13 protein-coding genes and 1 pseudogene are annotated in these 13,974 nt (G+C 69.4%); 9 read left to right on the top strand and 5 right to left on the bottom strand.

Going from position 1 to position 13,974, the window contains the following annotated elements; all coding sequences use genetic code 11:
* From AC1D2K_RS15940 to pxpB, 5 genes are all read right to left on the bottom strand, one after another.
* Positions 1-349 (bottom strand): FAD binding domain-containing protein (locus tag AC1D2K_RS15940; RefSeq protein WP_478089803.1); only part of this gene is annotated, 349 nt, incomplete at its 3' end.
* Complete coding sequence (locus AC1D2K_RS15935) at positions 346-2,727, bottom strand: xanthine dehydrogenase family protein molybdopterin-binding subunit (protein ID WP_478089802.1); 2,382 nt, start codon at positions 2,725-2,727, stop codon at positions 346-348. The genes AC1D2K_RS15940 and AC1D2K_RS15935, both read right to left, overlap by 4 nt.
* 190 nt (positions 2,728-2,917) lie before the next feature.
* Complete coding sequence (locus AC1D2K_RS15930; protein ID WP_478089801.1) at positions 2,918-3,685, bottom strand: GntR family transcriptional regulator; 768 nt, start codon at positions 3,683-3,685, stop codon at positions 2,918-2,920.
* A gap of 77 nt (positions 3,686-3,762) precedes the next feature.
* Positions 3,763-4,797 (bottom strand): 5-oxoprolinase subunit C family protein, encoded by a 1,035-nt coding sequence (locus tag AC1D2K_RS15925; protein WP_478089800.1) that lies wholly within the window; start codon positions 4,795-4,797, stop codon positions 3,763-3,765.
* Positions 4,794-5,519, bottom strand: a complete 726-nt coding sequence (gene pxpB, locus AC1D2K_RS15920) for a 5-oxoprolinase subunit PxpB (protein ID WP_478089799.1) — start codon at positions 5,517-5,519, stop codon at positions 4,794-4,796. The genes AC1D2K_RS15925 and pxpB overlap by 4 nt, the downstream gene beginning before the upstream one ends.
* 130 nt (positions 5,520-5,649) lie before the next feature.
* Between pxpB and AC1D2K_RS15915 the strand changes: the two genes are divergently transcribed.
* The 9 genes and pseudogenes from AC1D2K_RS15915 to AC1D2K_RS15875 form a co-directional block, all read left to right on the top strand.
* Positions 5,650-6,426, top strand: coding sequence for a LamB/YcsF family protein (locus AC1D2K_RS15915; RefSeq protein WP_478089798.1), 777 nt, complete (start codon positions 5,650-5,652; stop codon positions 6,424-6,426).
* A gap of 58 nt (positions 6,427-6,484) precedes the next feature.
* Entirely contained in the window at positions 6,485-7,147 is a 663-nt protein-coding gene (gene npdG / locus AC1D2K_RS15910; protein ID WP_478089797.1) for an NADPH-dependent F420 reductase, read from the top strand.
* A 19-nt stretch (positions 7,148-7,166) separates the two neighbouring features.
* Entirely contained in the window at positions 7,167-7,937 is a 771-nt protein-coding gene (gene cofE / locus AC1D2K_RS15905) for a coenzyme F420-0:L-glutamate ligase (RefSeq protein ID WP_478089796.1), read from the top strand.
* Entirely contained in the window at positions 7,934-8,953 is a 1,020-nt protein-coding gene (gene cofD / locus AC1D2K_RS15900) for a 2-phospho-L-lactate transferase (protein ID WP_478089795.1), read from the top strand. The genes cofE and cofD overlap by 4 nt, the downstream gene beginning before the upstream one ends.
* Positions 8,953-9,687: a 2-phospho-L-lactate guanylyltransferase gene (cofC, locus tag AC1D2K_RS15895; RefSeq protein ID WP_478089794.1), complete on the top strand. Its 735-nt coding sequence runs from the start codon at positions 8,953-8,955 to the stop codon at positions 9,685-9,687. Before cofD ends, cofC begins: the two co-directional genes overlap by 1 nt.
* Positions 9,684-12,122 (top strand): 5-amino-6-(D-ribitylamino)uracil--L-tyrosine 4-hydroxyphenyl transferase CofH, encoded by a 2,439-nt coding sequence (gene cofH / locus AC1D2K_RS15890; protein WP_478089793.1) that lies wholly within the window; start codon positions 9,684-9,686, stop codon positions 12,120-12,122. The genes cofC and cofH overlap by 4 nt, the downstream gene beginning before the upstream one ends.
* Before the next feature lie 29 nt (positions 12,123-12,151).
* Positions 12,152-12,901 carry a carbonate dehydratase gene (can, locus tag AC1D2K_RS15885; protein ID WP_478089792.1) on the top strand — a complete coding sequence of 250 codons (750 nt, stop codon included), beginning with the start codon at positions 12,152-12,154 and terminating at the stop codon, positions 12,899-12,901.
* Positions 12,891-13,547 carry a nitroreductase family protein gene (locus AC1D2K_RS15880; RefSeq protein ID WP_478089791.1) on the top strand — a complete coding sequence of 219 codons (657 nt, stop codon included), beginning with the start codon at positions 12,891-12,893 and terminating at the stop codon, positions 13,545-13,547. The genes can and AC1D2K_RS15880 overlap by 11 nt, the downstream gene beginning before the upstream one ends.
* 45 nt (positions 13,548-13,592) lie before the next feature.
* Positions 13,593-13,974: pseudogene (locus AC1D2K_RS15875) on the top strand (diaminopropionate ammonia-lyase); the annotation flags it as partial.

Genomic DNA, 13,974 nt, shown 5'->3' with positions numbered 1-13,974 from the left:
CCAGGCTCCCGCCCAGCGTGCCGCGGTTGCGCACCGCGCGATAGGCGATGCCGCGCGCCACACGCGACAGCGCCCCTCCGGTCACGTCGGGCACGCGGCCGTCCTCGATGTCGGCATGCGTCACGCAGGCGCCGACGACGATCGCGTCGTCGCCGACCTCGACCCGCTTGAGTTCGGGGATGCCGGTGATGTCGACCAGCAGGTCGGGCTGGACCAGCCGCAGGTTGAGCATCGGGCCGAGCGACTGGCTGCCGGCAACGATCTTCACGACGATGTCGTCGCGCTGTATCAATCGAACCACCTCGGCGAGGCTCGCGGGACGTTCGTAGTCGAAACGGGATGGCTTCACACCACCTCCGCCACGGGCATGGTCACCGGCGCCGAGGCGCTGCGCTCGCGCTTCAATGCGGCTTCGGCGATGGCTTCGAGCACGCGRCGCGGTGTCACCGGCGACACGTAGATCTCGGCGCCGAGCGGGCGCAGTGCRTCGTTGACCGCATTGCCGATCGCCGCCGGCGGCGGAATGGCGCCGCTTTCGCCGACGCCCTTGACGCCGAATTCCGTGTAGGGCGAGAGCGTTTCCATGTGGAACAGGCGCGGCTCGGGCACTTCGGTCGGCCCCGGCAGCAGGTAGTCGGCAAAGGTCGATGCCAGCGGCTGGCCCGAAGCATCGAAGGGCATTTCCTCGTACAGCGCGGTGCCGATGCCCTGCGCCGTGCCGCCGTAGATCTGGCCGTCGACCACCATCGGATTGACCAGCTTGCCGCCGTCTTCCACGATCACGTAGTCGAGGATCTCGACGTCGCCCGTTTCGGGGTCGACCGCCACCAGGGCCGCATGGGCGCCATAGCCGAAGGTGCCCGAGTCGCGTTGCGGCTTGTAGCCCTCGGTGACTTCCAGGCCGCCGCCATTGACTTCCGGCGGCAGGTCCTGCGGGCGGCGGAACCAGACATGGGCGACCTCGCCGATGGTCACGCTGCGCTCCGGCCCCGCCACGATGCCGTCGCGCACCGTCACCTTGTCGACCTCGGTGCCGAGCATGAAGGCGCCGATCAGCGCCACCCGCTTGGCCAGCGTCTGACAGGCGCGCGAGACGGCGCCGCCCGACATCACCATGCAGCGCGAGCCCCAGGTGCCGGTGGAATACGGCGTGAAGGCGGTGTCGCCGTGGATCAGCTTCACCTTCGAGACATCGATGCCGAGGATCTCGTGGGCCACCTGCGCCAGGGTTGTTTCCAGGCTCTGGCCGTGCGAGTGGGCGCCGATGCGCAGTTCGAGGCCGCCGTCCGGCGTCAGCCGCACGGTCGCCTGTTCATAGCCCGGCACCATCGGGATGCCCCAGCCCGCATACACGGAGGTGCCGTGCGCCGCCTGTTCGCAGTAGATCGCCAGGCCGACACCGATCAGCCGGCCGTCGGCTTCGCCGCGCTGCTGGCGCTTGCGCACCGCCGGAATGTCCATCGCCTCGATGGCCTGGCGCAGCGCGGCCGGATAGTCGCCGCTGTCGAAGTGCTTCTTGGTGATGTTGTCGAAGGGCATCTGCTCCGGCCGCACCAGCGATTGCAGCCGTACCTCGTGGGGCTCGATGCCGCATTCGTGCGCCACGGCATCGAGGATCAGTTCCATCGCGAAGCACACGCCGGTGCGCGCCACGCCGCGGTACGGCAGGATCGGACACTTGTTGGTGGCCACCGAATAGGTCTTGCAGCGATAGCCCGGGAAGTCGTACGGGCCCGGCAGGATGCTCGCGACCTGGGCCGCCTCCAGGCAGGCCGAGAACGGGTAGGACGAATAGGCGCCGGAGTCGACGGTGGCTTCGCAGTCGATCCCCAGCAGGCGTCCTCCGCGGTCGGCATAGGCGGTGATGCGGTAGTGGTGCTCGCGGCAGTTGGCACCGGCCGTCAGGTGCTCGCGCCGATCTTCGATCCAGCGCACGGGATGTCCGCGGTGGATGGCCAGCCAGGCCAGCGCCACCTCTTCGGTCAGCAGGATGCCCTTGTAGCCGAAGCCGCCGCCGACGTCGGGCGAGATCACGCGAACCTGGCCCTCGTCCAGCCCCAGGCATTCGGCCAGGCCGGTGCGAACGATGTGCGGGATCTGGGTCGATGTGTAGACCACCAGTTGCTCGAGCCGGCTGTCCCAGTGGGCCACCACGCCGCGCCCTTCCATCGGCGACATCGCCTGGCGCGACGTCCTCAGCTCGCGCGTGACCTGGATCGGCGCGTCGAGCACCTGCTCGATGCCGACGCTGACGTTGGCCTCGAGGAAGACATTGTCGGACCACGCCTCATGCAGACGGGCGGACTCCGGCTCGCGGCCGAGCAGCATGTCGTGCACCGCCGGCATTTCGTCCAGGTCGAGCCGGACCGCGGCTGCGATGTCCTCCGCCTCGGCGCGCGTGCGCGCCACGCACATCGCCACGGTTTCGCCCACATGCCGGACCTTGCCCTGGGCCAGTACCGGCTGTTCCGAAATCTTGAAGCCCGGCAGGCCCGAGACGGCCCGCACCGGCTTGACCGAGCCCAGGTGCGCCACCGTGTACACGCGGTCCTCGAATTCCGGCGGGACCTCGATGCCGACGATGCGGGCATGCGCCAGCGGGCTTCGCACGAAGGCCACATCCTGCATGCCGGCCAGGCGGATGTCCGCCACGAACTGCCCGCGTCCGCGCATCAAGCGGTCGTCCTCCTTGCGAAGAACCCGGGCCCCAACACCTTGACCTGCCATGGACTTGCTCCTCCAGCCACTGGCTGCGCCGTCGTCGTCCGCAACGCTCATTTGGCGAACGACCCGACGGAGCAACCGAAGATGAAACGATGGCGACGAGACTTTCGCCGCTTGGTCAGCCTAACATACTATTCATAGTATGTTGATCATTTCACGTGTCCTGACAGTAGGGAAATCCAGAATGGGCAGTTCAGGCGGCCTTGCGCGCGATGGCCGCCGGGGCGTCGTTCTCGAAGAAGTCGATCGACATCTTCACGCAGTCGGCGCGGTAGGTGATGTCGGCCACGTAAATCGCGGTGTCGGTGTCGTCGCGCACCACCCAGCGCACCTCCGCCGTCGGCGCGCTCAGCGAGACCTGCAGCAGTTCGGCGATCTCCGGGTCGGCGGTGCCGATCACCAGCGTCTGGTGCGCATGCCGGATCTTCAGGTTCATGGCGGCCAGGATCGGCAGCGCCGTGTGCTTCAGGAATTTCTCGCGCCGGCGATCGAAGACGGGCTTGGCGATGTGCAGGTTGGCGACGGCGTAGGGAATGTTGTCCTTCAGCTGGACGCTGCGCAGGAACACGTACTTGTCGGCCAGCACGCCTTCGCCCTCGCGCAGCCGGGGCGCAGCCGGCGGCGTGTCGACCTTGATGAACTGCGGCACGTTGTCCTTGATCGATGCGAGCACCGAGTCCCACGAGGTCTCGAGCGTGAGCCAGCGCTTGTCGTTGACCGTGGCGTTGACGAAGGTGCCGCGCCCCTGCTGGCGGGTGACCAGACCCTCGCGCTCCAGCAGGTCGACTGCTTGCCGGACGGTCACGCGCGCGACCTGGAACTCCTCCTCGAGCTCCTCCAGCGTCGCGATCTTTTCGCTGGGCTGCCAGTCGCCGGTTTCGATGCGGCGCCGCAAGGCGGCGGCGACCTGGATATAGGCGGGTATCTTTCCGCGTCGATCGGAACTATGTATTGTTGGCATTTCTACGATCCCGTCATACTGACTATAGGTCCACAGAATAATACATGGACGTGCCCCCGCCGGCGCTGCGGCCGGGCTCAATCTGTAGCACTGGCGACACCACTGATCAGGCTCTGCGTATACAGCGACGCGACATCGATCGCCGCCGCGGCATCCACCGTGCGCAGTGTCGCCAGGCTGCGGTCAAGCGCGGCCTCCTGCGCACGGCGCAGGCCTTCGGCCTCGCTCACACTCACGGCCGAGAAGCGCAGCGCGCGCCCCGGCCGGCGCCGCCCGAGCACCGGGATGTCGGCGGAGATCACGGTGGCGATCTTGGGATAGCCACCGGTGGTCTGCGCATCCGCCATCAGTACGATGGGCAGTCCCGAGCCCGGCACCTGGATCGAGCCGCAGACGATACCGTCCGAGACGATGTTGTAGCCCTTGGCGTGTGCGAGCGGCGGGCCGTCGAGGCGGAAGCCCATGCGGTCCGACTGCGCCGAAACCACATACTCGCCGGCCAGGAAGCGCGCCAGCTCGGCCTCGGCGAAGAAGTCGGCCTGCGGTCCCAGCACCACGCGGATCGTCTGATCGAGCGCCAGGTCGAAGCGCTGGGCCAGCATCTTCTCGGCCCGCGGCGCCGCACTTCCCGGCCGCAGCGGCAGGCGGTCGCCGCGCTGCAGCGCCCGGCCGCCGAAACCGCCGAGGCGCGCCCGCACGTAGGTGGCGGCACTGCCCAGGCACAGCGGCAGTTCGAAGCCGCCCTCGACGGCCAGATAGGCACAGCCGGCGTCGCCCAGATGCGCGACGCGAAAGCGGTCGCCGCGCAACAGCCGCGCGCTGCGGCCGGCCGCGATGCTTCGCGCGTGGGGGCCGCTCACCTCGATCACGCCGTCGCAGCCGGCCAGCGCGACCCGCACCGCATCCGCCGCCACCTCGAAGCCGGGCCCCTGCAGGATCATCTCCAATGCGGGCGTGCCGGGCGCATTGCCGACCAGCGCGTTCGCCAGCCGCAGGCCGATGCGGTCGAGCGGGCCGGACACCGGAACGCCGGCGTCCTGGAAGCCGCGGCGGCCGCCGTCCTGCACCGTCGTGTGGATACCTGGCGTGACCACCTCGAGTGCCGCACTCATGACGCCATGCCTTCGCAAGCGAGTTGGTAGCTGCCGTCGACGCTGGCTTGGCGGATCTGCTCGAAGCGCGCGCCATCGACAGGTTCGAAGCGAAGCTTGTCGCCGGGGCAGAACAGCGCGGGGCGCGGCCGCAACGGGTCGAAGATCCGAACCGGCGTGCTGCCGATCAGGTGCCAGCCGCCGGGGCTTTCCAGCGGGTAGATCGCTGTCATGGTCGAAGCGATGGCGATCGAGCCCGCCGGGACGCGGATGCGCGGATCGGCGCGGCGCGGCAGAACCAGCGCCTCGGGCAGGTCGCCCATGTAGGGATAGCCCGGCACGAAGCCGATCATGTAGACGTGGAAGAGCGTCTCGGTGTGCAGGCGCACCACCTCGGCCACGCAGAGGCCGGTGCGCAGCGCCACGTCCTCCAGGTCCGGCGCATGGGCGCCTTCGTAGCAAGCCGGCACCCGCCACAGCCGCCCTCCCGTATCGGCGCCCGTCGTGTCGTCCTCCAGCAGCGCGACGAGCCCGCGCTCGAGGCTCTCCCGGTCGGTGCGCAAGGGGTCGTAGTGGACCATCAGCGAGCGATAGGTCGGCACCGTTTCGACCACGCCCGRCAGCTGCGTAGCGCGCAGCCTTGCCGCCAGCCGCAGCACGCGGTCGCTCAGCGCCCGGTCGATGCGCTCGCCGAACTCGACCACCAGCGCGGTATCGCCCGCACAGAGAAATCGCACATCCATTCCTGCTCCTTGTCTTTGTCGCCGAGCGACAATCGAATTGGTATTGTCTTTCTATCTTTGGTACCATATACTAACTCGGACCGGCAGCAGACCTCAACCGGAATCCCACGCAAGGACCAAGGAACAGCAAATGGCACTCTCGATCAATCTCAATGCGGACATGGGTGAAGGATTCGGCGCGTACGACATCGGCAACGATGACGCCATCCTCAAGATCATTCGCTCGGCCAACATCGCCTGCGGCTTCCATGCCGGYGACCCGATCACCATGCGCCGCGTGGTCGAGCACGCCAAGGCCGAAGGCGTCAGCATCGGCGCGCATCCGGGCTTCAACGACCTCTGGGGCTTCGGCCGCCGCCGCATCGACATGCGGGCGGACGAACTGGAGAACATGATCGCCTACCAGATCGGCGCGCTGCAGGCGATGGCCGCCTTTTGCGGCGAGAAGGTGACGCACGTGAAGCCGCACGGCGCGCTGAACAACATGGCCGCCGAGAACGCCGACTACGCACTGGCCATCGGCCGTGCGATCAAGGCCGTCGACCGGGACCTGATCTACGTCGCGTTGTCGGGCTCCGAGATGGAGAAGGCGGCGCAGAAGCTGGAACTGCGCCTGGCGCGCGAGGGCTTCTGCGACCGCCAGTACGAGGACGATGGCAACCTGACCTCGCGCAAGATCCCCGGCGCCGTGATCAAGGACCCGGCCATCGCGACGCAGCAGGTGGTGCACATGGTGCTCGAGGGCGAGATCGTCTCGCGCAACGGCAAGCGCATCAAGCGCCGGGTCGACTCGCTGTGCGTGCATGGCGACGAGCYGACCGCGCTGGCCCTGTCGGCCGCGGTCCGCGCCGGCCTCGAGGCCGCCGGCGTCAAGGTGGTTCCACTCACCGAGATGAAGCTGGACTGACCCCCGACGCTGCTTCATATCCTCCCAGCCTCCCCTGCACTCCCCAAGGAATCAAGCCATGCAAACTCGCCCCACCCTCGCCATCATCGGTGGCACCGGTGCCCTCGGATCCGGCATGGCCAAGCGCTGGGCCGCGGCCGGCTATCCGGTCATCGTCGGCTCGCGTTCGGCAGAGAAGGCGCAGGAAGCGGCGCTGAAGATAGAAAACGGCAACGGCGCGCCGCCCGTGCGCGGCGACAGCAATACCGGTGCCGCGGCAGCCGCCGACATCGTGATCCTGGCGATCCCGTTCTCCAACCACGACGCGACGCTCGACGAACTCAAGGATGTGGTGGGCGGCAAGATCGTGGTCGACGCCGTGGTGCCGCTGGTGCCGCCGAAGGTCGCGCAGGTGCAGCTGCCGCGCGAGGGCTCGGCCGGCCAGATCGCGCAGCAGCGCATCGGCGAAACCGCCCGCGTGGTCTCGGCTTTCCAGAACGTCGGCGCCGCCAAGCTGCAGGGCGGAGGGCCGATCGCCTGCGACGTGCTGGTCTGCGGCAACGACAAGGAAGCGCGCGAGGCCGTGATCGAGCTGGCGGTGGCCGCGGGCATGCGCGGCATCGATGCCGGCCCGATCGCCAACGCCGCCGCCGCCGAGGCGCTGACTTCGATCCTGATCGGCATCAACAAACGCTACAAGGTGGATTGCGCAGGCATCCAGATCACCGGCATTCCCGCCTAGGCAAGAGGAAGCATCCGAGATGCAAAGCGCAGCCGTCGCGCTCACCGCGCTGCCGGACTTCCCGCTGGTGGCGCCGGGTGACGACCTCGCCGGCCTGATGGCCGACAGCCTGCGGCGCGCCGCCATCGCACCGCAGCAGGCCGACGTGCTGGTGCTGGCCCAGAAGATCGTCTCGAAGGCCGAGGGCCGCTACGTCAGCCTGCGCGACATCGTGCCCTCGCGCCGGGCCATCGGGCTGGCGGCCGAGACCGGCAAGGACGCGCGCATGGTCGAGCTCATCCTCTCCGAGAGCCGTGCCGTCGTGAAGTACTGCCCCGGCGTCCTGATCGTCGAGCACCGGCTGGGCCTGGTGATGGCCAACGCCGGCATCGACCAGTCCAACATCGATCACCCCGACGGCGACGAACGCGCGCTGCTGCTGCCGGCCGACCCCGATGCCAGCTGCGAACGACTGAAGGCGCAACTCGACGCCGCCTTCGGCGTCGAGCTCGCAGTGGTTGTCAACGACAGCTTCGGCCGACCGTGGCGCCGGGGCGTGACCGGCGTGGCGATCGGCGCCGCCGGCCTGCCCGCACTGCTGGACATGGTCGGCGCGCCCGACCTGTTCGGCCGTGCCATGCGCGTGACCGAGATCGCGCTGGCCGACGAGATCGCCGCTGCCGCCTCGCTGGTCATGGGCCAGACCGACGCCGGCCGGCCCGTCGTGCACCTTCGCGGCCTGCGCTGGAGCGCACCTGCGCGACCCGCGGCCGAACTGCTGCGCCCCAAACACCAGGACATGTTCAGATGAGCGCCTCCTCCGTCCCGTCCTCTTCGTCCGCGCCGCTGTCGCAGCGCGGCCGCGTGGTGGCCTTGTGCGGCGGCGTCGGCGGCGCCAAGCTCGCGCTGGGCCTGGAAGACACGCTCGACGCGGGCCGCCTGACCGTCGCCGTGAACACCGGCGACGACTTCGACTTCCTCGGCCTGCGCATCTCGCCCGACCTCGACACGGTGCTCTACACCCTGGGCGGACTCAGCGACACGACGCGCGGCTGGGGCCGCGCCGACGAGAGCTGGAACTTCATGGCGGCACTCGCGCAATGGGGCGGCGAAGCCTGGTTCTCGCTCGGCGATCGCGACCTGGCCCTGCACGTGGAGCGCACGCGTCGACTGGGTGCCGGCGAGACGCTGACCGCCATCATGGGCGACATGGCGCGCCGCGCCGGCATCCGCGCCGAGCTCCTGCCCATGAGCGACGAAGCGGTTCGCACCATCGTCCACAGCACCGAGGGCGATCTGCCCTTCCAGCACTATTTCGTCAAGCATCGCTGCGCACCGGTCGTCACCTCGATCTCCTTCGACGGCGCCGACGATGCCTCGGCCAATCCGGCGCTGACGCGCGCGCTGGCCGATCCGCACTTGAGCGCGGTGGTGATCTGCCCGTCGAACCCCTTCCTGAGCATCGATCCGATCCTCGCGGTGCCCGGGGTGCGCGCGGCGCTGCGGCGCACGGCCGCGCCGATCGTCGTCGTCTCGCCGATCGTCGGCGGGCAGGCCGTGAAAGGACCGACGGCCAAGATCATGGGCGAACTCGGCCACCGCGTGAGCTCCGCCACCATCGCGGCGCACTACGCGGACTTGATCGACGGCCTGGTGATCGACGACAGCGACGCGGCCGACGCCGACGCGCTCGACATCCCGACGCACGTCACCCGCACGCTGATGCACGACGTCGACGACAAGCGCGCGCTGGCACGTGCGGTACTCGCCTTCGCGGACTCCCTCAGCCAGGAATCGGCCGCCGTGAGCGCGCGCCGGATCGCATGATGAACGCCTCGCTCCTGTGGGCCGTCATCCCGGTCAAGCGCTTCACCCGCGCCAAGCAACGCCTGGCGCCGCTGCTGGACGCGCATGAGCGTGCCGGACTGGCGCGCGCGATGTTCGAAGACGTGCTCCAGGTGCTGGCGGGCTGTCCCTTCGTGGCCGGCACGCTGGTCGTCACGCAGGACCCCGAGGCGGCGGCGATCGCACGCCGCGCCGGCGCCGAGGTGCTGGCCGACCCGCCCGAAGCCGGGCTCGCCGAGGCCCTGCGGCACGCGGCGCGCACCCTTTGCGCCGCGCGCTGCGCCGGCATGCTGGTGGTGCCGGCCGACCTGCCGCAGATCACCTCGGCCGACATCGAGCTGATCGCGCTCGGTCATCGGCGTTCGCCGGCCGTGACGCTGGTGGCCGCCAGCAGCGACGGCGGCACCAATGCGCTGGCCTGCTCGCCGCCCGACGCGATGCCGCTGCTCTTCGGCGAGGACAGCTTCCGGTGCCACCGGGACGCCGCGCTGGCGCTGGGCCTGGCGCCGAAGCTGTTGACCCTGCCGCGCTTCGGCCGCGACATCGACCGGCCCGACGATCTGCTCGCCTGCCTCGATGACCGGTCGAGCCTGCGCACCCACGCCTACCTGGCCGGCAGCGGCATCGCGCACCGGCTGCGCCAAACGCGTCCGCACATGCCCATCCGCACGGCGGCGCATCCGACCCACTCCACCCGAAGGGACCCGACTCCATGACCAMGCCCATGCTTGCAGCCCACCACCCGATGTCGCGCGAAGAGGCCTACCAGCTGGTGGACATGGGGCTGGACCTGCTGATGCCGGCCGCCGCCGCGCGCCGCGATGCGGCGCATGGCATGGTCGTCAGCTATTCGCGCAAGGTCTTCATTCCGCTGACCCAGCTGTGCCGCGACGTCTGCCACTACTGCACCTTCGCCCATGCACCGCGCAAGGGCGAGGCCGCCTACCTGTCGATCGAGAAGGTGCTGGAGATCGCCCGCGCGGGCGCGGCGGCGAATTGCAAGGAAGCCCTCTTCACGCTCGGCGACAAGCCGGAACTGCGCTACCACGCGGCGAGCGACGCCCTGGCGGAGATGGGTTACGACAGCACGCTGGCGTACCTCGAGGCGGCCGCGCGCGCGGTCTACGACGAGACCGGCCTGCTGCCGCACCTGAACCCGGGCCTGCTCGAACTCGACGACCTGCGCCGGCTGCGCCAAGTGTCGATCTCGCAGGGCATCATGCTCGAGAGCAGCTCGGAGCGGCTCTGCGAGCGCGGCGGCCCGCACCACGGGTCGCCGGACAAGAAGCCGGCCGCGCGCCTGGAAACCATCCGCCTGGCCGGCGAAGCCGGCGTGCCCTTCACCACCGGCATCCTGATCGGCATCGGCGAGACGCGAACGGAGCGCATCGATGCCCTGCTGGCCCTGCGCGAGCTGCACGAGCGCTACGGCCACATCCAGGAAATCATCATCCAGAACTTCCGCCCCAAGGCGGGCACCCTGATGGTCAACGCGCCCATTCCCACGCTCGAGGACCATCTGTGGACCATCGCCGCGGCGCGCCTGATCTTCGATCCGTCGATGAACATCCAGGCGCCGCCGAACCTGCGCCCGGGCGCGCTGCGCCCGCTGGTCGATGCCGGCATCAACGACTGGGGCGGCGTGTCGCCCGTCACGCCGGACCACGTGAACCCCGAGGCGCCCTGGCCGCACCTGGACGCGCTGGCCAAGGCGACGAAGGCCGCCGGCAAGGAACTGACCGAGCGTCTCGCGCTCTACCCGGCGCATGCGCGCGAGCTCGAGCGCTGGGTAGACCCGGCATTTCGCACGCCGCTGCTGCATCGGCTGGACAGCGACGGTTTCCCGCGCACCGACAGCTGGTCGCCGGGCGCCCATGAAGCCCCTCCCGCGGCCGATCTGCAGCTGATCGCCACCCACGCTGCCCCCCGGCCCGGCGCGGAGGTCGAACGCATCCTGGCACGCGCCCAGGCCGGCGAAACGCTCGGCGAAGCCGAGATCGTGCGGCTCTTCCGTGCGCGCGGCGATGAGTTCACCGCCGTCTGCGCCGCTGCCGATGCCTTGCGCCGCCAGATGAACGGCGAGGTCGTGAGCTTCGTCGTCAACCGCAACATCAACTACACCAACATCTGCGCCTACCGCTGCCAGTTCTGCGCCTTCGCCAAGGGCAAGACCACCGAGGACCTGCGCGGCAAGCCCTACGACCTGCCGCTGGAGGAAATCCAGCGCCGCGTGCGCGAGGCCTGGGACCGCGGCGCCACCGAGGTCTGCATGCAGGGCGGCATCCACCCCGCCTACACCGGCGCCACCTACCTGGAGATCTGCCGGGCGGTCAAGGCCGAGGCGCCGGGCATGCACGTGCACGCCTTCTCGCCGCTCGAGGTATGGCAAGGCGCCAAGACACTGGGCCTTCCGCTGCGCGACTACCTGGCCCAGCTGAAGGACGCGGGCCTCGGCACGCTGCCGGGCACGGCCGCCGAGATCCTCGACGACKAGGTCCGGCAGGTGATCTGCCACGACAAGGTCGACACCGCGCAATGGCTCGAGGTGATGCGGACCGCGCACGGGCTGGGCCTGCGCAGCACCTCGACCATCATGTTCGGCCACATGGAGAAGTTCGAACACTGGGCGCGCCACCTGCTGCACCTGCGCGCGCTGCAGATCGAAACCGGTGGCATCACCGAGTTCGTGCCGCTGCCCTTCGTGCACATGGAGTCGCCGATCTACCGCAAGGGCAAGGCGCGGCGCGGGCCGTCGTTCCGCGAGACGGTGCTGATGCATGCGGTCGGCCGGCTGGCGCTGCATCCCGTGATTCCGAACATCCAGGCCTCCTGGGTCAAGCTCGGGGCCGAAGGCGTGAAGGCCTGCCTGCGCGCCGGCGTCAACGACATGGGCGGCACGCTGATGAACGAAACCATTTCGCGCGCTGCAGGCGCCTCGCACGGCCAGGAGATGACCGCGATGGACATGGAGGCGATGCTGCGTTCGATGGGCCGCGTTCCGCTGCAGCGCACCACCGCCTACGGCACGCCGCCGGCCGATGCCAAGGCCAGGGCGCGCGCCGTCACCACGCCGGTGTCGCCGGTGCGCATCGACTTCCGCAAGCGCGAGCCGGCCGTGGCGACGGCCACCCACGGCAGCTGCGCGGCCTGAGCCGCAGCCCCGCACGAGGCGAGTCGGACATGGGAACGCTGGCGCATCTTCTGCAGAACAACCGGGCCTGGTCGGACGAAGTCCGCTCGCGCGATCCGGGCTTCTTCGAGCGGCTGGCAGCCCAGCAGACGCCCGACTATTTCTGGGTCGGCTGCTCCGACAGCCGGGTGCCGGCCAACATCATCACCGACCTGCCGCCGGGCGAGGTCTTCGTGCACCGCAACGTCGGCAACATGGTCCAGCATTCGGACATGAACTGCCTGTCGGCGATGCAATTCGCCGTCGACGTGCTGGCGGTCAGGCACATCATCGTCTGCGGCCACTACGGCTGCAGCGGCGTCAAGGCGGTGCTGGCCGGCGACCGGCTCGGCCTGGTCGACAACTGGCTGGCGCCCATGCAGGCCATCCGCGACAAGTACGACGAGCGGCTCGCGCACTGCACCGGCGAGCGCGCGCGGCACGATCTGCTGTGCGAACTGAACGTCATCGAACAGGTCGCCAGCACCTGCCGCAGCACCGTGGTGCAAAGTGCCTGGGGCGCCGGCCAGCCACTGACGGTRCATGGCTGGATCTACGGCCTGGACGACGGCCGCATCCGCGACCTCGAGGTGTCGCAGCACACGCCGCAGCCGCGGGATGGCATCGATGCCGCTTGGGCGCGCAAGCTGCCGCCCGCCTGCGCGGCGCTGCTCACGGCGCGCGAGAAGGACATCGTCGAACGCGTGGCGATCCGCAACTCGTCGCCGGACTGCATGTGGGGCCAGGACTATGGAACCTGAACTCGGCATCGCCACGGTCGCCGCCGCGCTGCTCGGCAGCACGCGACTGCAATGGATGGCGCGCCGCTCGGTGCGGCGCTACCTTCCGAAGCCGATCCCGCCGGAGCTGGTCGACCAGCTGCTCGAAGCCGCCGCCACCGCGCCGTCGGCGCACAACCGGCAGCCCTGGYGCTTCGCCATCCTCGACACCAGCCGGCACAAGATCGCACTGGCCTGCGCCATGGGCGAACAGTTGCGCCAGGACCGGCGCGGCGACCGCGATCCCAACGCCGACATCGAGGCCGATGTCGCGCGCTCCTTCGCGCGCATCACGGGCGCGGCCACGGTGATCGTCGTCTGTCTCAGCATGGAGGACATGGACGTCTATCCCGATGCCGCGCGCAATCGAAAGGAGCACCAGATGGCGGTGCAGAGCACCGCGATGGCAGGCCAGAACCTGCTGCTGACCGCCCACGCTGCCGGCCTCGGAGCCTGCTGGCTGTGCGCACCGATGTTCTGCCCCGAGACCGTCCGTGGCGCGCTCGGGCTGCCCGGCCACTGGGAGCCGCAGGGCATGGTCACGCTCGGCTACCCGGCCGATGCGGGCAAGCCTTTCATGCGCAAACCGATGGCCGACGTCGCGATGCGCCTGCGCGACGCGCCCTGAACGCACGGCGCCTCCATTACGCTTATCTCTTCTAAAGGAAAACCCATGCTGGTCCACAACCGCTTCGCGACCCGAGCGCCGTACGGCGACGATCTGCGCGCCGTCATGAGCATCGCCCGCGCGCACGAGAGCCGCGAGTGGCTGTCGCACTGGCCCGAACTCACGCGCGAGGCGACGCCGCTCTTGTCGCTGGCCGGATTGGCGCGGTCGCTGGGCGTGGCGCGGATCGACCTCAAGGACGAATCGAAGCGGGCCTCGCTCGGCAGCTTCAAGGCGCTTGGCGCGCCGATCGCGCTGGTTCGCCTGATCCAGCGCCAATGGCCGCAGAAAAATTTCACCGCCAGGGACCTGTTCCTCGGCAGGCAGGCGCGGGAGCTGCAGGACTTCACCGTGATCAGCGCCACCGACGGCAACCACGGCCGTGCGC

The organism is Variovorax sp. P1_H12_2 (genome assembly GCF_056405335.1).
Note: the sequence above shows the minus strand (reverse complement) of the source record. Positions and strands in the feature narration are given on the sequence as shown.

Excerpts from the sequence above, each read along its gene's own strand:
- cofE (WP_478089796.1), top strand. The coding sequence starts at position 7,167 with ATGCAAAGCGCAGCCGTCGCGCTCACCGCGCTGCCGGACTTCCCGCTG.
- AC1D2K_RS15930 (WP_478089801.1), bottom strand. The coding sequence starts at position 3,685 with ATGCCAACAATACATAGTTCCGATCGACGCGGAAAGATACCCGCCTAT.
- npdG (WP_478089797.1), top strand. The coding sequence starts at position 6,485 with ATGCAAACTCGCCCCACCCTCGCCATCATCGGTGGCACCGGTGCCCTC.
- cofD (WP_478089795.1), top strand. The coding sequence starts at position 7,934 with ATGAGCGCCTCCTCCGTCCCGTCCTCTTCGTCCGCGCCGCTGTCGCAG.
- AC1D2K_RS15925 (WP_478089800.1), bottom strand. The coding sequence starts at position 4,797 with ATGAGTGCGGCACTCGAGGTGGTCACGCCAGGTATCCACACGACGGTG.
- cofC (WP_478089794.1), top strand. The coding sequence starts at position 8,953 with ATGAACGCCTCGCTCCTGTGGGCCGTCATCCCGGTCAAGCGCTTCACC.